This is a genomic window from Dactylosporangium sp. NBC_01737, from assembly GCF_035963215.1.
Taxonomy (GTDB): Bacteria; Actinomycetota; Actinomycetes; order Mycobacteriales; family Micromonosporaceae; genus Dactylosporangium.
In genome coordinates, this window is record NZ_CP109153.1 from 6,911,074 (window position 1) to 6,934,042 (window position 22,969).

General features: G+C 76.5%; 1 protein-coding gene. It reads left to right on the forward strand.

Annotated elements, in window-relative coordinates; genetic code table 11:
- Positions 1-28: 28 nt before the first annotated feature.
- Positions 29-22,948 (forward strand): non-ribosomal peptide synthase/polyketide synthase, encoded by a 22,920-nt coding sequence (locus OHA72_RS31325; RefSeq protein ID WP_327011383.1) that lies wholly within the window; start codon positions 29-31, stop codon positions 22,946-22,948.
- The last annotated feature ends 21 nt before the right edge of the window (positions 22,949-22,969 follow it).

Below are 22,969 nucleotides of genomic sequence, written 5' to 3' on the forward strand. Positions count from 1 at the left end.
GAACGCACCCATAAAGGCAGGAAGAACCGTGTCCACAGTGGACGTGCTGCGGCAGCTGGACGACTGGAACAACCCGACGGAGCCCGGCCACCGCAGCACCGTCGCGGCGTTGTTCACCGCCCAGGTCCGGCGCACACCGGAGGCGCTCGCCCTCGTCGCGGGCGGCACCCGGCTCAGCTATGCCGAGCTCGGTGCCCGGGTCTTCCAGCTGGCCCGGTCGCTGCGCCGGCGGGAACTGGCCGACGAGGAGATCGTCGGCATCGCGGTGCCGCGCTCCGCCGAGATGGTCGTCGGGGTGCTCGCCGCGATGGTCGCCGGCGGCGCGTTCGTGCCCGTCGACCCGTCCTGGCCGGCGGAGCGCCGCCGGCAGGTGCTCACCGACGCCGCCGTCCGCATCGTCCTTGACGACCTGGACCTCGGCGCGTGGGCACACGACGACGAGTCGCCGGAGCCGCTCGACCTCGACATCGCGCCGGGCCGCCTCGCATACGTCATCTTCACCTCCGGCTCGACCGGCCGGCCGAAGGGCGCGATGATCCGGCACGAGGCGATCTGCGAGCGGCTGCGCTGGCAGATCGAGGAGATCCTCGGCTTCGGGCCCGGCGACGCGAGCCTGTTCAAGGCGCCGCTCGCCTTCGACATCTCCGTCAACGAGATCCTGCTGCCGCTGGTGTCCGGCGGCACCGTCGTCGTCGCCGAACCCGGCGGCGAACGCGACCCGCAGTACCTGCTCGACCTCATCGCCGGGGAGCGGATCACGTTCGTGTACCTGGTGTCCTCGATGCTGGACGTGCTGCTGGAGATGGACCGTACCCACGAGCAGGGCCCCGGCCGGCTCGCCGGGCTCAAGCACGTCTGGTGCGGCGGGGAGGTGCTCACCCCGGAGCTGTTCGACCGGTTCCGCACCCAGCTCGGCACCACGCTCTACCACGGCTACGGCCCGGCCGAGGCGACCATCGGCGTCTCGCACGTCATCTACCGCGACGCCGCCGAACGCATCGCCACGTCGATCGGCCGCCCCAACCCGCACACCCAGCTGTACGTCCTGGACGACGCGCTCACCCCGCTGCCGCCCGGCGAGACCGGGGAGCTGTACGCCGCCGGGTTCCTGCTCGGCCGCGGCTACGTCAACGCGCCCGGCCTGACTGCGTCCCGCTTCGTCGCCAACCCGTTCGACGCCGCCGGCAGCAGCCGCCTGTACCGCACCGGCGACCTGGCCCGCTGGACGCCGGACGGCGCCCTGGAGTTCGTCGGCCGCGCCGACAACCAGGTGAAGATCCGCGGGATGCGCCTGGAGCTGGAGGAGGTCGAGGCGGTCCTCGCCGCGCACCCCGCGGTGCGGCACGCGGCCGTCGCCGTGCGGCGCAACGCGGCCGGCGCGAACCACCTCGTCGGCTACGTCATCGCCGCCCAGGACGCCGACTACCTCGGCTGGTGCGCCGGGCGGCTGCCCGAGTACGCCGTGCCCAGCGTGGTCGTGCGCCTGGACGCGTTGCCGGTCAACGCCAACGGCAAGGTCGACCGGGCCGCGCTGCCCGCGCCCGCCCTGCCCGGCAGCGCCGGCCGCGCACCGCGGACCGCCATGGAGCGGGCGCTGTGCGACGTCTTCGCCGCCGTGCTCGGCGTGCCCGTCGCCGCCGACGACGACTTCTTCGCCCTCGGCGGGGACAGCATCGTCGCCATCGGCGTGGTCCGCGAGGCCCGCCGCGCCGGGATCGCGATGCGCCCCAGGGACCTGCTCACCCACCGCACCCCGGCCGGCGTGGCGGGCGTCGCCACCACCGCCGCCGCGCCCGTGTCCGAGGTCGACCGTGCGGGGGACGTCCCGGACACCCCGATCGTGGCGTGGCTGCGCGAGCACGGCCCCGCCCTCGACGGGTTCTACCAGGCGGTGACCCTGCACACCCCGGCCGGGCTGACGCAGGCCGGCCTGGAGCGGATGGTCGCGGCGCTGCTGGCGACCCACGACGCGCTGCGGGCCCGCGTCGACGCCCGCGGCAGTCTCACCGTCCCGCCGTACGACCCGTCGCTGATGCCCGCCGTGGTGCGGGTCCCTGCCGGTGACGGTGACGGTGACGGTGCCGCGCTGGCCGGCGCCGTGGCCCGGCTCGACCCGGCGCGTGGCGTGATGGCCGCCTTCACCTGGCTCGACGCCGGACCCGGCGCGCCGGGGCGCCTGATCGTCGCCGTGCACCACATCGTCGTGGACGGCGTGTCCCTGCGGGTCCTCGCCGAGGACCTCGCCGCCCTGTGGGACGCCGTCGCCGCCGGCCGCCCCGCCGCGCTGGAGCCGGCCGCCACGTCGCTGCGGCAGTGGGCGACCGCCCTGACCGCCGCCGCCCGCGACGGGCGCTTCGCCGCCGACGCCGCGTACTGGCGGGCCGTCGCCGCCGTCGCCGACCCGCCCCTGGGCCGCCGGCCCCTGGATCCGGCCCGCGACGTGGTCGCCACCGAGCGGCGGCTGACCGTCAGCCTCTCCACCGGCACCACCGCCCGGCTGCTCGGCACCGTCCCCGCCGCGATCCACGGCGGCGTCGACGACGTCCTCGTCACCGCCGCCGCCCTCGCCGTGCACCGCTGCCGCGGCGGCGCCCCCGCCCCGGTGCTGCTGGAGCTGGAGGGCCACGGCCGGCAGGAGGACCTGGTCGGCGACCTCGACCTGTCCCGCACGTTCGGCTGGTTCACCGCCCTGTACCCGGTCGCGGTCGACGCCGGCGACGGCACCGACCTCGGCGCGTCGGTCAAGGCCGTCAAGGACCAGCTGCGTGCCGTGCCGTCGCACGGCCTCAGCCACGGCGTGCTGCAGCACCTCGCCGGGCGGGCCGACCTCGCGGCCGCCCCGCAGGTCCTCGTGCACTACCTCGGCCGCTTCGGCGCCGGCGACGGCCGCCCCTGGACGGAGGCGCCGACCGGCGGCGGACCGGTCGCCGAGGACCGCGACCCGCGGATGCCGCTGCCACGCGTCCTGGAGATCAACGCGGTCACCACCGACACCGCCGGAGGGCCGGTCCTGTCCGCGATGTTCAGCTGGCCCGGCGGGGTCCTCGACGAGGACGCCGTGCGGACCCTCGCCGGGCACTGGACCTGGGTCCTGGACGCGATCGCGACCGACCCGTCGGTCAGCGGGCACACCCCGTCGGACTTCCCCCTGACCGCGCTCAGCCAGGCCGACGTCGACCGGCTCGACGACGGCGGGCTGCGCGACGTCCTGCCGCTGTCGCCGCTGCAGACGGGGCTGTACTTCCACGCCACGTACACCACCGGCGCCGACCCGTACGTGGTGCAGCAGCGGGTCGAGCTGACCGGCGCCCTCGACGGGGACCGGCTGCGCGCCGCCGCCGATCGGCTCCTGGAGCGGCACCCGAACCTCGCCGCCGCGTTCCGCCCCACCGCCACCGGTGACGTCGTCGCCGTGCACACCGCAGGGACCGCCGCGCCGTGGCGTACCGTCGCGGTCACCGACCCCCGGGACCTCGACGGCATCGCGGCCGTGGACCGCTCCCGCCCGTTCGACCTCGCCGAGCCGCCCGCGATGCGTTTCACCCTGGTACGCCTCGCCGCCGACCGGCACGTCCTCATCCACACGATCCACCACATCGTCGCCGACGGCTGGTCGGTGCCGATCATGTTCAACGACCTCCTGGCGCTGTACACCGGCGACCCGCTGCCGCCCGCGGTGCCGTTCCGCGACTTCCTCGCCGCGATCGGCACGGCCGGCGGGCGGGCACCGGAGCACGCCGTGTGGGACCGGCTCCTGGACGGCGTGCACGAACCGACCCGGCTGCTCGGCGCGCTGCCGCCCGCGCCGGCCGGCGGCGACGGCTACGGGCGGGTCACCCGCGAACTGCCCGCCGCCCTCACCGCGTCCGTGCGGGCCTTCGCCACCGCGCACGGCCTCACCGCCGGCAACGTCGTCGGCGCCGTCTGGGGTGTGCTGCTCGGCCGGCTCACCGGCCGCGCCGACGTCACGTTCGGCTCCACCGTCGCCGGTCGTGGCCTCGCCGTGCCCGGCATCGAGCGGATCGCCGGGCTGCTCATCAACACCGTCCCGGCGCGGGTGCGCTGGACGCCTTCGCAGCCCCTCGCCGACGTCGTCGCCGCGTTCGCACGGGACCAGCGCGAAACCATGGACCACGAGCACGTGCCGCTCACCGAGTTGCAGCGGCGGCTCGGGACCGCGGAGCTGTTCGACACCCTCGTCGTCGTGGAGAACTACCCCGACGTCGGCGTCGCCGGTGGCGACCTGCGCGTCACCGGCATCGACGTGCTCGAGGCGCCGCACTACCCGGTGACGCTCATGGTCCGGCCCGGGGAGCCGTTCACCGTCACCGTCACCCACGACCGGCGGCACGTGGACACCGCCACCGCGTCGCGCCTGCTCGGCCAGTACGAGGCGCTCCTGTCGGCCCTGGACGCCACCTGCGCCGCGCCCCTCGCCGGTGTCCTCGCCGCGCCCGCCCTCCCGGCGGCGCACGACGGGACCGTGCTGGACCTGCTGACGTTCTCAACCGTGGACACCGACCGCACCGCCGTCGTCTGCGGCGAGCGGGAGCTGAGCTACGCCGAGCTCGACCGGCGCTCCGGCCGGCTCGCCCACGCCCTCGCCGCCGCCGGGGTCCGCCGCGGCGACGTCGTCGCCGTCGCCGCCGGTCGCTCCGTCGACCTGCCCGTCGCGGTCCTCGGTGTGCTGCGCGCCGGCGCCGCGATGCTGCCGGTCGACCCCGCCTACCCGGCCGCCCGCGTCGAACTCATGCTCCGCGACGCCGCCCCCGTCTGCGTCCTCACCGACGGCACCGCGGCGGCGCTGCCCGCGCACGGGCTGCCGGTGCTGCGGATCGGCCCGGCGATCGACGGCGCCACCGGGCACCTCCAGGTCGCCGGGCTCACCGGCGCCGACGCCGCCACCGTGCTGTACACGTCGGGGTCGACCGGCGTGCCGAAGGCGGTCGTCGGCACCCACGCCGCCCTCGCCAACCGGCTCGCCTGGGCCCGCGACGCCTGGGGGCTGCGAGCGGGGCGGGTGCGCATCGCGAAGAGCTCGCTGAGCTTCGTCGACGGCACCACCGAGCTGCTCGGCGGGCTCGTCGCCGGCGCCACGACCGTCCTCGCCGACGACGCCACCGCCGCCGACGGTGCCGCGCTCGGCCGGCTCGTCGAGCGCAGCGGAGCCGAGCAGCTCCTGGCCGTGCCGGGCCTCGCCGCCGCGCTCGCCGACCGGGCCGGGACCGGCCTGCGCGGGCTGCGGCGCTGGATCACCAGCGGCGAGGCGCTCACCCCGGCGGTCGTGCGGGCCCTCGCCACCGCGTCGCCGGCCGCCGAGCTCGTCAACTCCTACGGATCCTCCGAGGTCGCCGGCGACGTCCTCACCGCGGTCGTCACCCCGTCCGGCGGGCCGGTGCCGCTCGGCACCGCCGTCCCCGGCGTCCGGGTGCACCTGCTCGACGCGGCGCTGACCCTGGTCCCGGACGGCGCCGCCGGCGAGATCTACGTCGGTGGCGTCCAGAACGCCCGCGGCTACCTCGGCCGGCCCGGGATCACCGCCGGCCGGTTCGTCGCCGACCCGTTCGGCACGCCCGGGGACCGGCTCTACCGCACCGGCGACCTCGGCCGCCGCGACGCCGCCGGGCAGATCGAGTTCCTCGGCCGCGCCGACGACCAGGTCAAGATCAACGGTTTCCGGGTGGAGCTCGCCGAGGTCGAGGCCGCCCTGACCCGGCGTCCGGGCGTCGCCGACGCCGCCGCCGTGCAGCGCGGCAACGCCCTCGCCGCGTTCGTCGCCGGCACCGCCGGCGCCGTGGTGGACCCCGTGGCGGTCCGCGACGCGCTGCGCGCCGAACTGCCCGCGCACCTGGTCCCGGCGACCGTCACCGTCCTGGACGCGATCCCGTTGCTGCCCAACGGCAAACGCGACCGCGCCGCCCTGCCCCAGCCCGCCGTGCCGCGCCCCCGCGGCGGCGGCGCCGAGGGCCCGGTCACGCCCCGCCAGGCGCGCATCAGCGCCCACTACACCGCCGTGCTCGGCACCGACGCCGGACCCGACGACGACTTCTTCGCCCTCGGCGGCGACAGCATCGCCGCCATCCGCGTCATCAACCGGCTGGCCCAGGACGGCATCGTGCTCACCACCCGCGACATCTTCGACCACCGGACCCCGGGCGCCCTCGACGCGCACCTGACCGCCGGGACCCCGTCCGCCGCCGCGGCCGACCCTGAGGCGGCCGGCCCGCTGCCGCTGCTGCCCGCGGTGGAGCGGCTCACCGACGTGCCCGACGGCGCACCCGCCCGCCTCGCGCTGTTCCAGGCGCCGGCCGGCCTCACCGAACCGGTCCTGCGGCGGGCCCTGCAGACCGTCCTCGACCATCACGACGGGCTGCGGCTGCGGATCGCCCGCGAGTCCGGGCTGTTCCTCACCCTGGAGATCACCGCCCCCGGGACCGTCGACGCGGCGGACGTGCTGCGCCGGGTCCCCCTGGCCGACGGCGCCGTCGAACGGGAGGTCACGGCCCTGGACCCGGCCGCACCGCTGAGCGTCGTGTGGCTCGCGGACGGCTCCGGCACCGGCGGGCAGGTGCTGCTCGCCGCGCACCCCCTGGCGGCCGACGACGTCACCCTCACCCTCGTCGCCGACGACCTCGCCGCCGCCTGCGCCGCCGTCGCCGACGGCAGGACCCCGCAGCTGCCGCCCGTCGGCACGTCGCTGCGCGCCCACGCCCGCGCCGCGCAGGAGGACGCCGCCCGCCCCGGCCGCGTCGCCGAGTTCGCGCACTGGCAGGGCGTGCTGCGCCCCGGCGCCGACCCGCGCCTCCGCGGCGCCGTGGCCGGCCGGCACACCCGCGTGTTCGCCGGGCCCGTCGCCGCGAAGCTGGCCGCCGCGCCGGAGCTGGCCGCCCTCGCCGCGCTCCGCGTCGCCGTGCAGGACCCCGCCGACCTCGTCGTCGAGGTCGAACGCGCCGCCCGGCACCTCGTGCGGGTCGCGCCGGACGAGGACCTCACCCGCACCGCCGGGCTGTGCGCCACCGTCGTGCCCGTCCGGGTCGCCGCCGCCGGCGACGGTGACGCGGCGCTCGCGCACGCCGCCGTCGCCCTCGGCGCCGCACCCGGCAACGGCGCCGGGTTCGGCGTGCTGCGGCACGGCAACCCGCGCGTCGGCCGGGCCCTGGAGGCCCTCGAACGCGCCGCCGAACCCCGGATCCTGAGCCGCACCACCGGGTTCGGCGCCCCGGCGGCGTGGCACCGGCTGCCGGTCACGCAGCCCGCAGACCCGCTGCTCGGCACCCGGTACGCCGTGCAGTGCGAGCTCGCCCTCACCGGCGACGGCCGGGTCGAGGCGACCCTGCAGCACGTGTCCGACGTGGACGGTGCCGCGCTCGCCGAGCGGTGGTGGCGCGCCCTGGAGGCCCTGTCGCGGCAGGCCGTGCCGGCCTCAGAGCCGGCCGCCGAGGTGTGGGACCTGTCGCCGCTGCAGCGCGGCGTCTACTACCAGGCCACCTTCGACCAGGTCGCGAACACGTACATCGCGCAGAACGTCTTCGAACTCGACCGGCGGGTGGACGTCGAGGCGATGACCCGCGCCGTCGGCGAGCTGCTGCGCCGGCACCCGACGCTGCGGGCCGCGTTCGTCGGCGACGGCGTCCCCGCCCCCGTGCAGGTGATCGCGCCCGAGGTCCCCGCGACCGTCGCCGTGGTCGAGGTCCCCGACGACGACGGCTTCGCCGCGCTGGCCGCCCGGGACCGGACCGAGCCGTTTGACCTGGCGGCGCCGCCGCTGGTCCGTCTCACCGTCGCCCGGCGCCCCGGCGGCCGCGACACGCTCCTGCTGACCAGCCACTTCCTGCTCTGGGACGGCTGGTCCCGGGAGCTGGTCCTGCGCGACCTGTTCGCCCTGTACGCGGGGCATACCCCCGCCGAGCCGGCCGCGTCGTTCACCGACTACCTCGGCTGGCTCGCGACCCGTGACACCGCAGCGTCCGCCGCGGCCTGGCGCCGCGCGCTCGGCGACGTCGCCGAGGCGACCCTGGTCGCGCCGGAGGCGGCGGGCCGCGCGCCGATGCTGTCGGAGCGGGTCCTCGCCGTGCTGCCGGCCGGGGTCACCGCCCGCCTCACCGAGCAGGCCCGCCACGGCGGCGTCACCCTCAACTCGCTGCTCACCGCCGCGCTCGGCCTGGTCATCGGCTACGAGACCGGCCGCACCGACGTCGTGTTCGGCACCACCGTCGCCGGTCGCCCCACCGAGCTGCCCGGCATCGACCAGGTCGTCGGCCTGTTCCTCAACACCGTGCCGGCCCGGGTCACCGCGACCGCCGGCGCCACCGTGCTCGACCTCGCCCGCCGCGCCCAGGCCGACCGCCTGGACCTCGGGCCGCACGAGTACCTCGGCCTGGGCGAGATCCAGCGGGCCGCCGGTCACGAGCAGCTGTTCGACGCCCTGTACGTGCTGCAGAACTTCCTCGCCGACGACACGTTCGCCGACCTGGAACGCGAGCAGGGCATCACCGGCGTCGACTACACCGACACGACCCACTACCCGCTGACGTGGGTACTCACCCCGGGCGCGAACCTGCGCCTGAAGCTGGAGTACCGCCCCGACGTCTTCACCGGGGCGCAGGCCACGGCGATGACCGACCGGCTCGTGCGGCTCCTCACGATGCTGGCCGGCGGTCTCGACGTCCCGGTCGGCGCCCTGGACCTGGTGTCGGCGGCCGAGACCGACGCCCTGCGCGCGGCGTGGCGGGCCACGCAGCACCCGATCGGCGGGGCGACCATCGCCGACATGCTCGCCGAGCGGGCCGCGGCCTGCCCCGCCGACACGGCGCTGGTCTCCAGCGGGGAGGTGCTCACCTACGCCGAGCTCGACGCCCGCGTGAACCGCACCGCCCGGCTGCTGCTGGCCAACGGCGCCGGCCCGGAGCGGATCGTGGCGCTCGCGCTGCCCCGCGGCGCCGACATGGTCGTGGCGCTGTTCGCGGTGCTGCGGGCCGGTGCGGCGTACCTGCCGCTGGAGCTGGACCACCCCGTCGACCGGCTCGCGGGCATGCTGGAGGACGCCCGGCCGGTGCTGCTGGTCGCGCTGCCCGGCACCCCGGTCGCCGCCCGGCACGACGGCACCGTCGTCAGCCCCGCCGACGCGGCCCCGTTCCCGTCGGACCCGCCGCCGGCCGGCGACGACCCGCACCGCATGGACCGCCCTGCCTACGTCATCTACACGTCCGGCTCCACGGGCAGGCCGAAGGGTGTCGTCACCCCGTACCGCGGCCTGACCAACATGCAGCTCAACCACCGCGCCGAGATCTTCGCCCCAGCGGTCGCCCGGGCCCGCGCGGCCGGTCGCGACCGGTTGCGGATCGCGCACACCGTCTCGTTCTCCTTCGACATGTCGTGGGAGGAACTGCTGTGGCTGGTGGAGGGCCACGAGGTGCACGTGTGCGACGAGGAGCTGCGCCGCGACGCGGTCGCGCTCGTCGCCTACTGCCGGGCCCAGCGCGTCGACGTGATCAACGTGACGCCCACGTACGCCCACCACCTCTTCGACGAGGGGCTGCTCGACCCCGCCGGGCACCCGCCGTGCCTGGTGCTGCTGGGCGGGGAGGCGGTCTCCGGCGCGGTGTGGTCGCGGCTGCGCGCCTCGGACGGCACCACCGGCTACAACCTGTACGGGCCCACCGAGTACACCATCAACACCCTCGGCGCGGGCACCGACGACAGCGCGACGCCCACCGTCGGCCGGCCGATCTGGAACACCCGCGGCTACGTGCTGGACACGTTCCTGCGCCCCGTGCTGCCCGGTACCGTCGGCGAGCTGTACATCGCCGGCGCCGGCCTGGCCCGCGGCTACCTGCACGCGCCGGGGCTCAGCGCGGCACGCTTCGTCGCCGACCCGTTCACGGCCGGTGGACGCATGTACCGCACCGGCGACCTGGTGCGCGAACGCGCAGACAGCAACCTCGACTTCCTCGGCCGCAGCGACGACCAGGTGAAGATCCGTGGCTACCGGGTCGAACTCGGCGAGGTCGAGGCCGCCGTGGCCGCGCTGCCGCAGGTGCGGCAGGCCGCCGTCGTGGCCCGCCCCGACGCGGTCGTGCCCGGGCTGAAGAAGCTGGTGGCGTACCTGGTGCCGGCCGGCGACGGGACCGACCTCGCCGGTGCGGTGCGGGCGGCCCTCGCCGAGCGGCTGCCGTCCTACATGGTGCCGTCGCTGTACGGCGTCGTGGCGTCGCTGCCGCTGACCGTCAACGGCAAGCTCGACGTCGCCGCCCTGCCGGAGCCGTCCGCCCTGGGCGGCGGGGCCGGCGGTCTCGCCGGCCCGCGCAACGAGCGCGAGCGGGTGCTGTGCGCCATCTACGCCGACGTGCTCGGCCTGCCCGCCGTCGGCATCGATGAGGACTTCTTCGTCGCCGGCGGTGACAGCATCTCCTCGATCGCGGTCGCCGGCCGGGCCCGCCGCGAAGGCCTCCCCGTCACGCCCCGCGACATCTTCCGCCGCCGCAGCGTCCAGGCGGTCGTGGCGGGCCTGCCCGCGTCGGAGGCCGCCGTGGTGGCGGTCCCCGCCGACGACGGCGCCGGCACGGTCGCGCTGACTCCGATGCTCGCCGAGACCCGCGCGGCGGCGACCCCGCTGTCCGGCTTCTACCAGGCGATGACGTTCCGCACCCCGGCCGGGCTGACCCGGCCCGCCCTCGACGCGGTCCTTCGCGCCCTGGTCGACACGCACCACCTGCTGCGCGCCGTCGTCGACCGGGACTGGACGATCACCGTCCCGCCCGGGGGGACGCCGGTGCCGGTCACGGAGGGCCCGCTGGACGTCGCCGCCGCGGCGGCGCGCCTCGACCCGCACCGCGGGGTCATGGTGCAGGCCGTCTGGTCGCCGGCGGCCCGGGAGCTGCTGCTCGTGGTGCACCACCTCGTCATCGACGGCGTTTCCTGGCGGATCATCGGCGCAGACCTCGCCCGCGCCTGGCAGGACGCCGCCGCCGGCCGGCCCGTCGCCCTCGACGCGGCGCCGGTGTCGTTCCGCGGCTGGGCCGCGCTCACCACCGGGGCGGGGGCGCGCTTCGCCGGGGAGACCGCCCACTGGCGGGACGTCCTGGCCACCCCCGACCCGCTGCTCGGCTCCCGCGCACCCGACCCGGCCGTCGACACCGCCGCCACCGTGCGGACCGTCACCGTGACGCTGCCCGCCGCCGACAGCGGCGCCGTGTTGTCCCGGGTGCCCGCCGCCATGTACGGCACCGTCAACGACGTCCTCCTCGCGGCGTTCGCCCTCGCCGTGCGCGCCTGGCGGCCCGCGGCCGGGTCCGCGGTCGTGGTCAGTCTCGAAGGCCACGGCCGGGAGGCGGACGTGTACGACGCCGACGTCGACCTGTCCCGCACCGTCGGCTGGTTCACCGCCATCGCCCCGGTGCGGCTGGACCCCGGCGCCGTCGCCTGGGACGACGTCCTCGCCGCCGGCCCGGCCCTCGCGGGGGCGGCCCGCGCGGTCAAGGAGCAGCTGCGGGCCGTGCCCGGCAAGGGCCTCGGCTACGGCGTGCTACGCCACCTCCGGCAGGAGCTCACCGGCCCGGTGCCGCAGATCCTGTTCAACTACCTCGGCCGGTTCCCGACCGGCTCCGCCGAGGACTGGGCGCCGACCGGGCCACTGCGGGAGGGCGTCGACCCGGCGAACCCGGCGATGACCCTGGAGGTCAACGCGTTCGCCGCGGACGGCCCCGACGGCGTGACGTTCACCGCGGCGCTGTCGTTCCCGGCCGGGCTGTTCGCCGAGGACGACGTGGCGGGGCTCGCGCAGCGCTGGCTCGCCGCGCTCGCCGCCCTCGGCCGCTGCGCCGACCTCGCCGGGCACACCCCGTCGGACTTCCCGCTCGTGCGGCTCGCCCAGCGCGACGTCGACGACCTCGCCGGCGCCGAGGACATCCTGCCGCTGCTGCCGTTGCAGGAGGGCATGTACGTGCACCAGGCCCTCGCCGGGCCCGGCGCCGACACGTACCTCGTGCAGCAGGTCGCGGGGCTGTCGGGCCCGGTCGACCCGGTGCGGCTGCGCGCCGCGGTCGAGGCGGCCGTCCGGCGGCACGCGGCCCTGCGCGCCGGTTTCCGGGAGCTGCACGACGGCCGGATCGTCCAGGCGATCGCGCCGTCGGTCGAGGTGCCGTGGCGGGTCGTGCCCGGCGGCGACCTCGCCCTGGTCTGCGCCGACGAGCTGGCCCGGCCGTTCGACCTGGCCCGGCCGCCGGCGCTGCGCTACGCGCTGGTGTCGCTGAGCGCCACGGACCACCGCCTGGTGGAGACCATGCACCACGTCCTGGCTGACGGCTGGTCCTACCCGCTGGTGTTCAGCGACATCGTCGCCGCCTACGCGCTCGGCACGGACCTGCCGGCGCCCGCGACCACGTTCCGCGACCACGTCGAGGCCGTCGTGGCCCGCGACCGGGACGCGGCCCGCGCCGTCTGGTCCCGCGCGCTGGACGGGGTCGCGCCGGCGCTGCTGTACCCCAGCGGCAGCCCCGTCGCCGCGCACGACAGCGTCCACCGTGCACTGTCCACCCAGGACACCGCGGCGCTGACGGCCGCGGTCCGCGCGCACGGCGTCACCCTCAGCACCGCCGTGCACGCCGCGTGGGGCCTGCTGCTCGGCCGGCTGCTGCGCCGCGACCGGGTCGTGTTCGGCTCGACCGTGTCCGGCCGCGGCGGCGAGCTGCCCGGCGTCGAGACGGTCGTCGGGCTGCTCATCAACACGCTGCCGCTGCCGATGGCGTGGAGCCCCGACGAGCCGCTCGGCGCGGTGCTGACCCGCCTGCAGGACCAGCAGAGCGAGGTCCTCGACGCGCAGCACATCGGCCTCGCCGAACTGGCGCGCCTCGCCGGGGTCCGCGAGCTGTTCGACTCGATGGTCGTGGTGGAGAACTTCCCGGCCGTGCGCGCGGGCGTGGACTCGCCGCTGACCGTCGACGGCTTCACCGGCACCGACTCGCCGCACTACCCGGTCGCGCTGGTCGCGTTCCCCGGCGACGAGCTCACCCTGGAGATCAAGTACGACGTGGCGCTCGTCGGCGCCGCCAAGGCCCGGGAGCTCCTGACCGCGGTGGAGGAGATCCTGCGCGGCTTCGCGACCGGCCTCGACGCTCCCGTCGGCGCCCCCGCCGAGGCCGAATGGCCCACGGTGGACGGCACGCTCGCGGACCGCCGGGGCGAGGCCGACCCGTCGGCGGTGGCCGTCAGCCACGGCGCGGACCGGCTCACCTACGCCGAGCTCGGCGCCCGCGCCAACCGGCTCGCCCGTGAGCTGATCGCCCGTGGGGTGCGGCCCGAGTCACGGGTCGCCGTCGCGCTGCCCCGCGGCCTCGACCTGGTCGTCGCGCTGCTCGCCGTCATCCGGGCCGGCGGCTGCTACGTGCCCGTCGACACCGGCGCGCCGGTCGCGCGCACCGCGTACATCCTCGCCGACGCCGCGCCCGTGTGCCTGCTCACCGACGGCGCCACCGCCGCCGTCCTCGACACGGACGTCCCGGCGGTCCTGCTGGACGGGCCGCTGCCCGCGCACGACACCGGCCCGGTCACCGGCACCGGGCTGCTGCCGGACAACACCGCGTACATCATCTACACGTCCGGCTCGACCGGGCAGCCGAAGGGCGTCGCGGTCACCCACCGCAACGTGCTGACCCTGTTCGCCGCCGCCGAGGGGCTGTTCACGTTCGGCGCCGCCGACGTGTGGACGATGTTCCACTCCTCCGCGTTCGACTTCTCCGTCTGGGAGCTGTGGGGCGCCCTGCTGTACGGCGGCCGGCTCGTCGTCGTGGACAACGACGTCGCCCGCGACCCGCGCCGCTTCGCCGGCCTGCTGCGCGCCGAACGCGTCACCGTGCTCAACCAGACCCCGTCGGCGTTCTACCCGCTCACCGGCGAGGACACCGCCGGTCTCGCCCTGCGCTACGTCGTCTTCGGCGGCGAGGCCCTCGACCCGGCCCGGCTGCGGCCCTGGTACGCCACGCACGCCGACGACGAACCGTTGCTGGTCAACATGTACGGCATCACCGAGACGACCGTGCACGTGACGTTCCGGGCGCTGCGCCGGGCCGACGCGGCCGCCGGCAGCGTCATCGGCGCGGCACTGCCGAGCCTGCGCGCGTACGTGCTCGACCAGCGGCTGCGCCCGGTCCCGCCCGGCGTCACCGGCGAGCTGTACGTCGCCGGCGACCAGCTCGCCCGCGGCTACCTCGACCGGCCCGGGCTGACCGCCGCCCGGTTCGTCGCCAACCCGTTCGGCCCCGGACGGCTGTACCGCAGCGGCGACCTGGCCACCTGGACCGCCGGCGGTGACCTGGTCTACGCCGGTCGCTCCGACCACCAGGTCAAGGTCCGCGGCTACCGCGTCGAGCTCGGCGAGATCGAGTCGGCGCTGCTGGATGCCGACGGCGTCGGCAACGCCGCCGTGCACCTGCACGAAGGGCGGCTCGTCGCCTACCTCGTCGGCGGATCCACCGTGGACGTCGAGGCCGTCCGCGCGAGCCTTGCGCGGCGGCTGCCGTCCTACATGGTGCCCGCGGCGTACGTGCGGCTGCCGGCCCTGCCGCTGACCGTCAACGGCAAGCTGGACCGGGCGGCGCTGCCGGCACCCTCCGCGGAGCGGGCCGCGCCGGTCGCCGTCGACGCCGCCGAACCCGAGACGCAGCGGCTGCTGCGCGGCCTCGTCGCGGAGGTCGTCGGGCTGTCCGAGGTCGGCGCCGACGAGGACTTCTTCGCCGTCGGCGGGGACAGCATCATCGCGATCCAGCTGGCGAACCGCGCCCGCCGGGCCGGCCTGTCGCTGACCCCGAGGGACGTGTTCGTGCACCGCACCGCGGCCGCCCTCGCCGCGGCCGCCGCCCCGAAACAGCCGGCGGCGCCGGTCGCATCGCACGGCGTGGGCGAGGTGCCGCTGCTGCCGATCGTGCAGCGCCTCGCCGAGCTGGGCGGGCGGATCCACCGCCACAACCAGTCGGAGCTGCTGCTCACCCCGGCGGGCAGCACCCACGAGGGGATCACCGGCCTGGTCGAGGGCCTGGTGCGCCGCCACGACGCGCTGCGCCTCCGGCTGCACCGCCCGTCGCCGATGCTGTGGTCCCTGGAGACCCGGCCCGCCGCCACCGCTTCCACCGCGGACGTGCGGCGGGTGGACGCGGCCGGGCTCGGCGCCGCCACCGACCGGCTCGACCCCGACGCCGGCACGGTCCTGCAGGCGGTCTGGTTCGACCGCGGGCCGGGGGAGCGGGGCCGGCTGCTGCTGGTCGCGCACCACCTGGTCGTCGACGGGGTGTCCTGGCGCATCCTCACCGACGACCTCCGCGACGGCGCCACCGCCGCGGACACGACCGGCACGTCGCTGCGCGCCTACGCCCGGCTCCTGCAGGAGCAGGCCGGGCAGGCGGCGCGGCTCGGCGAGTTCGAGCACTGGGCCGCCGCCCTCGCCCCCGGCGGCGAGCTCGACGCCACCAGGCACACGATCGGGCTGACCGTCGGCCGGACCCGCGACCACGAGCTGCGCCTCCCGCCGGAGGTGACCGGGCCGCTGCTCACCACCGTCCCGGCCGCGGCCGGTACCGACGTCACCGCGACACTCGTGGCGGCGCTGCGGATCGCGGTGAGCCGCTGGCGGGCCGGCCGTGGCGCCGACGCGGACGCGGCGCTGACCGTCGACCTGGAGCGGCACGGCCGGGAGGAGCTCGACGGCACCGACCTGTCCCGGACCGTCGGCTGGTTCACCGCGATCGCCCCGGTGCGGCTGCCCGCGGTGCCGGACGGGCCGCAGGCCCTCGCCGACGTGCACCGGCTCATGACCGCCGCGCCCGACAACGGGCTCGGCTTCGGGCTGCTGCGCTACGCCAACGCCCGCACCGCCCCGGTCCTCGCGAGGCTCGGCACGCCGCAGGTGCTGTTCAACTACCTGGGCCGGTTCGCGGCGGCGTCCGATGTGGACTGGGACACCGCGCCGGAGGCGGACGCGCTGCGCACCGCACCCGACCCGGACCTCGGCACCCCGTACCTTCTGGAGATCAACGCCGCCTGCCACGGCACCCCGGACGGGCCGGAGCTGCGGGCCGTGCTCACCTACGCCGACGAGGGCCTGGACATCCCCGGCCTCGCCGCGCACTGGGCCGACGCGATGCGCGAGCTGTGCACGCCCACCGAGGAGGTGTGGCCGCTGTCGCCGCTGCAGGAGGGCCTGTTCGTGCAGGCCCGCCTCGCCGGGGACGCCGACGTGTACGTCGCCCAGAACGCGTTCGACTTCGCCGGCCGCCTCGACGCCGGCCGCCTCGACGCCGCCTGGACGAAGGTCCTGGACCGGCACCCGGCGATCCGTCTCGGCTTCACCGTCGACGGCCGGACCGAGCCGGTCGCTGTGCTCGCGGCCGCCGTCGAGGGTCACGTCGCCGTCGTCGAGGGCGACGTCGAGGACATCATGGCGCGGGACCGGACCAGGCCCTTCGACCTGGCGGTGCCGCCGCTGGCCCGGCTCACCGTCGTGCGCCGCCCCGACGGCACCGACCGGCTGCTGTTCACCTACCACCTGCTGCTGTGGGACGGCTGGTCCCGCGAACTGGTGCTGCGGGACCTGTTCGCCCACTACGCCGGGCAGGCCCCGCCGCCACCGGCGGGCCGGTTCACCGACTACCTCGGCTGGCTCGCCGCCCAGGACGCCGAGGCGTCCGCGCGGGCGTGGGCCGGCGCGCTGCGCGGCCTCGACGAGCCGACCGTGCTCTACCCGGAGGCCGCGGGGACCCGGCCGGTCCTCGCGACCAGCATCGCCCGGCAGCTCACCGAGGAGCAGACGGCCCGGCTCACTGCGCAGGCCCGCGCCCAGGGCGTCACCCTCAACGCGGTGCTCAGCGCCGCGCTCGGCGTCGTCCTCGCGCACGCCACCGGGCGCAAGGAGGCCGTGTTCGGCACCACCGTCGCCGGCCGCCCCACCGAGCTCGACGGCATCGACGAGGTCGTCGGCGTCTTCCTCAACACCGTCCCGGCCCGGGTCACGCTCGCGCCGGGCGAGCCGGCCGCCGCCGTGCTGCGCCGCATCCAGGCCGACCGGATCGACCTGATGCCGCACGAGTACCTCGGCCTCGGCGAGATCCAGCGCGCCGCCGGTCGCACCACCCTGTTCGACAACCTGTACGTGCTGCAGAACTTCCTCGACGACGACACGTTCACCGACCTGGAGACCGAGCACGGGATCGTCGGGGTGACCGCCGTGGACGCCACCCACTACCCGCTGACGTGGGTCGCCACGCCCGGCCGGCGGCTGCGGCTGCGGCTGGAGTACCGCGCCGACGTCGTCCCGGCCGCGGACGCCGAGGCGCTGCTCGCCCGCCTGGAGCGGGTGCTGCTGGCCCTGGCCGAGGACGTCTCGACCCCGGTCGCCGCGCTGCCCGTCGCCTCCGGCGAGGTGCTGCAGGGCGTGCAGGGGGAGATCCTGCCGGAGACCATCGCCGAGCTGATGGCGGCGCAGGCCGCCCGCACACCGGACGCGCCGGCGCTCACGTTCGGCGGCTCCACCGTCACGTACGCCGACCTGGACGCGCGCGTCAACCGGCTGGCCCGGCACCTGCTGAGTCTCGGCGCCGGCCCGGAACGCATCGTCGCCCTCGCCCTGCCACGCTCGATCGACATGGTCGTCGCGCTGTTCGCGGTGCTGCGCACCGGATCGGCGTACCTGCCCCTCGAACTCGACCACCCCGACGACCGGCTCCTCGCCATGCTGCGGGACGCCCGCCCGGCCCTGGTCCTGACCGCCGGCCGCCTGGACGGGATCCGCCTCGACACCCTCGACCTGTCCGCGGTGTCCGGCGCCCCGCTCACCGATGCGGAGCTCGGCGCGTTCGCGCCCGGGACCCCCGGCCGCATGGACCACCCCGCCTACGTCATCTACACGTCGGGCTCCACCGGGCGGCCCAAGGGCGTCGTCACCCCGTACCTGGGGCTGACGAACATGCAGCAGAACCACCGCGAGGCCATCTTCGCCCCGACGATCGCCGCGCACGGCGGCCGGACCCTCACCATCGCCCACACCGTGTCGTTCTCCTTCGACATGTCGTGGGAGGAGCTGCTGTGGCTCGTCGAGGGCCACCACGTGCACGTGTGCGACGAGCACCTGCGCCGCGACGCGGTCGCGCTCGCCGCCTACTGCGCGACGCACCGCATCGACGTCGTCAACGTGACACCCACCTACGCCCAGCACCTGCTCGACGCGGGACTGCTGCGCGGTGCCCACCCGCCCGCGCTGGTGCTCCTCGGCGGCGAACACGTCCCAGAGGGGCTGTGGGCCACGCTGCGCGACACCGGCGGGGTGCTCGGCTACAACCTGTACGGGCCCACCGAGTACACCATCAACACCCTCGGCGGCGGCACCACCGACAGCGCGACGTCCACAGTGGGCACCCCGATCTGGAACACCCGCGGCTACGTCCTGGACGACTGGCTGCGCCCCGTCCCGCCGGGGGTGCCCGGCGAGCTCTACATCACCGGCGCCGGCCTGGCCCGCGGCTACCTCAACCGTCCCGCGCTCACCGCGGACCGGTTCGTCGCCGACCCCGCGGTCCCCGGCGGCCGCATGTACCGCACCGGCGACCTGGTCCGGGTCCGCCCGGACGGCCTGCTGGACTTCCTCGGCCGCACCGACGACCAGGTGAAGATCCGCGGCTACCGGATCGAGCTCGGCGAGGTCCAGGCGGCGGTCGCGGCGCAGCCCGGGGTCCGGCAGTGCGCGGTCCTCGCCGTCGCCGACGGTACCGGCGGCAAGCGGCTCGTCACGTACATCGTCGCGTCCCCCTCCCTGGACGTCGCCGCGCTGCGCGGCGCGCTGAAGGCGACGATGCCCGCCTACATGGTCCCCGCCGCGTATGCGGTCGTGCCGGAGCTGCCGCTGACCGTCAACGGCAAGCTCGACGTGGCGGCGCTGCCCGAACCGCAGTCCGTCGCCACGGGCGGGCGGGCCGCCGCCACCGACACCGAACGGCGGCTGTGCGCGGTCTTCGGCGAGGTCCTCGGCGTGCCCGGCTACGGCGTCGAGGACGACTTCTTCGACCGCGGCGGCCACTCGCTCATCGCGATGCGGCTCCTCGGCCGGCTGCGCACCGACCTCGGCGCCGACCTGCCGCTGCGGGCACTGTTCGACGCGCCGACCCCGGAGCGGCTGGCGCTGCGGCTGGCCGCCGGGGTTCCCGGCCGCCGGCCCGCGCTGACCGCCCGCCCCCGCCCCGACCGGGTCCCGCTGTCACCGGCGCAGGAGCGGCTCCTGCTGCTGCACCACCTCGACCCCGCGTCCACCGCCTACAACTACCCCCTCGTCATGCTGCTGCAAGGCCACGTGGACACCGCCGCCCTGCGCGCCGCCCTGGCCGACGTCACCGCCCGCCACGAGGTGCTGCGGACCCTCGTCACCCTCGACGGCCAGCAGGTCCTCGATTCGGTGGAGGTCCCGGTGTACGAGACGCTTGACGCCGCCCTGGCGCTGCCCTTCGACCTGGCCGTCGAGGCGCCGATCCGGGCCGCGGCCGTCGACGAGCCCGGCGGCGGCACGCTCCTCGCCGTGGTCCTGCACCACATCGCGATGGACGAGTGGTCCGACCTGCCGCTGCTGCGGGACCTCACCGGCGCGTACACGGCCCGGCTCGCCGGGCGGGCACCGTCGTGGGCGCCGCTGCCGGTGCAGTACGCCGACTACGCCGCCTGGCAGGCCGACCTGCTGGGTGATCCCGCCGACCCCGCGAGCGGGCACGCGACGTCGCGGCGGTTCTGGCAGGAGCAGCTGCGCGGGCTGCCGGAGGAGATCCCGCTGCCCGGTGCGCTGCCACGCACCACGCCCGGGCCCGCCGGGCAGGTCGGCGCGACCCTGCCCGCGGACCTCGTCGCCCGGCTGCGGGCCATCGCGGGGGAGCAGTCGGCGAGCCTGTTCATGGCCCTGCACGCCGGTGTCGCGGTCCTGCTGTCCCGGCACGGCGCCGGGGAGGACGTGCCGATCGGCACCCCGACGTCCGGCCGTGGCGACCCGGCGCTCACCGACCTCGTCGGCTTCTTCGTCAACACCGTCGTGCTGCGCACCGACCTGTCCGGCGCGCCGACGTTCACGGAGCTGCTGCGGCGGGTCCGCGCCGCCGACCTCGCCGCGTTCGACCACGCGGAGCTGCCGTTCCAGCACGTCGTCGAGGCGGTCAACCCGCAGCGCGCGCCGGGCCGCAACCCGCTGTTCCAGGTGATGATCGGCTACCACCACCGGCCGGCCGGCGACGGCACGGTCCTCGGCCTGCCGCTCGGCCCGGAGCCCGGCTTCGCCGCCGACCCGAAGGTCGACCTCAACGTCACCTTCGTCGACGCGGGGAAGACCGTCGGCGTGACCGTCGAGTACGACACCGCACGCTTCGCCGCCGGCACCGCTTCGCGTGTCGTCCAGCGGCTCGTCCGGCTCCTCACGGACCTGGCCGGGCACCCCGGCCGCCCGGTCCGGGACGCGGCGCTGCTCGCCCCCGGCGACGAGGCCGACCTGGCCCGCTGGTCGACTGGCGGGCCGCTGCCCGTCACCGGCTCGTGGGTCGAGGCGTTCCGCGGCCACGCCGCCCGCGCCCCGCACGCCGACGCGCTCGTCAGCGACGGGCGCACCTGGAGCTATGCCGAGCTCGACGCCGCCTCCGACCGGCTCGCCGCCGCGCTGCTCGCCCGGGGCGCCGGCCCGGAGCGGCTCGTCGGGGTCGCGCTGCCCCGCACCGCCGACCTGGTCGTCGCGGTCGTCGCGGTGCACAAGACCGGCGCCGCCTACCTGCCCCTGGATCCGGCGTTCCCGGCGGACCGCCTGGCGTACATGGTGCGGGACGCGGACCCGGTGGTGGTCCTCGACGAGCACACCGAGCTGGCACCCGGCCCCGGCAGGGCACCGTTCGTGCGGGCGGATCCGGGCAGCGCGGCCTACGTCATCTACACCTCCGGGTCGACCGGGCGGCCGAAGGGCGTCGTGGTCACCCACCGCGACCTCGACGCGTTCCTCGCCGCCGTCGGCGAGGTCGTGCCGATGGACGCCGCCGACCGGTTCCTCGCGGTCACCACCCTGTCGTTCGACATCTCGGTGCTGGAGCTGCTGCAGCCGCTGCGCACCGGCGGCTGCGTCGTGCTCGCCTCCGGCGCGCAGGTCCGCGACCCGGCGCTGCTCGCGCCGCTCGCCGCGGCGGCCACGGTCGTGCAGGCCACGCCGTCGCTGTGGGCGGCGCTGCTGGAGGCGTCCGATGTGGACCTCACCGGCGTGCGGGCCCTCGTCGGCGGCGAGGCGCTGCCGCCGTCGCTGGCCGCCGAGCTGCACCGGCGGGCCCGGTCCGTGACCAACCTGTACGGCCCCACCGAGGTCACCGTGTGGGCGAGTGCCGCGACCGTCGGCGAGGGCCGGCCCACCATCGGCGGGCCGCTGCCCGGCACGACCGCCCACGTCCTGGACGCGGCGCTGCGGCCGGTGCCGGGGGTCGCCGGTGAGCTGTACCTCGGCGGCGCCCAGGTGACCCGCGGCTACCTCGGCCGGGCCGCGCTGACCGCGTCCCGGTTCGTCGCCGGCGCGGACGGGGCCCGCCTGTACCGCACCGGCGACCTCGTGCGGTGGCTGCCGGGCGGGGACCTGGAGTTCCTGGGCCGCACCGACTTCCAGGTGAAGGTCCGCGGGCACCGCATCGAGCTCGGCGAGATCGAGGCCGTCCTGGCCGCGCACCCGTCGGTGCACCGCGCGGTGGTCGTCGCCCGCGACGACCGCCTCGTCGGTTACGTGACCACAGTGGACGGTCAGGCGGCCGACCTCGGGCGGTACCTCGCCGACCGGCTGCCCGCGTACATGGTCCCGGCGGCGTTCGTGGTCCTCGACGCGATCCCGCAGACCCCGAACGGCAAGGTCGACCGGGCCGCGCTGCCCGACCCCGAGTTCACCGCCGGGACGGCGGGGGACCGCCCGCGCAGCCGGACCGAGGCGCGGCTCTGCGAGCTCGTCGCCGAGGTCCTCGGCGTGCCGGCGGTCGGGGTGGGGGACGACTTCTTCGCCCTCGGCGCGCACTCGCTGCTGCTGGTCCGGCTCGCCGCCGCGGTCCGCCGCGAACTCGGCGCCGACGTGGCCGTCGCGGACCTGTTCACGGCCCCGACGGTGCAGGGCCTGGCCCGTCGGCTCGCGGGTGACCTGCCGCCCGGCGACGCCCTCGCCCCGGTGGTCACGCTGCACCCGGGTGCGGGCGAGGCACCGCTGTTCTGCCTGCCGCCGGCCAGCGGCCTGGTGTGGCAGTTCGCCGGGCTCAAGCGGCACCTACCGGCCGGGGTGCCGCTGCTCGGCCTGCAGGCACCCCGGCTGAGCCGCTCCGAGGACCTGCCGTCCACGTTGGACGACCTCGCGGCCGAACTCGCCGGCCGGGTTGCGGAGCTGGCCCCGGACGGCCCGGTGCGGCTGCTCGGCTGGTCCTTCGGCGGCGCCGTCGCGCACGCCCTGGCCGCGCGGCTGGTGAGGGCCGGCCGGGACGTGACGTTCGTCGGCATGCTCGACTCGCGGGTGTCGCTGCCGGCGGCCGTGTCCGGCGACTGGGACGGCCCGGCCGCGATCGTGGCGCTGCTGCAGGAACTCGGCTACGACGTGCCGGCGGACCTGCGGCCGACCGTCGCGGACGCGGTCACGTTCGTGCGGGACGCCGGCGGCGGCGTGGCCGCGCTCACCGACGCGCAGATCGCCCGGGTCGTGGAGAACTACCTCGACAGCGACCGGATGATGGCGGGCGCCCGGCACGGGGTGCTCGCCACGGACGTGCTGTTCGTCGACGCGACCGTGCCGGAGCCCGGGTTCACCGGCACCGCGTCCGACGGCTGGGTGTCCCTGGTGGACGGTCGCCTGAGGACGGTCGGGATCGCCTGCGGGCACTCGGAACTGCTCGACCCGCAGGTGCTGGAGCAGCTCGGCCCGCTGATCGCCGGGGCGCTCTGAGGCAACGCAAAGGGGCGGCGC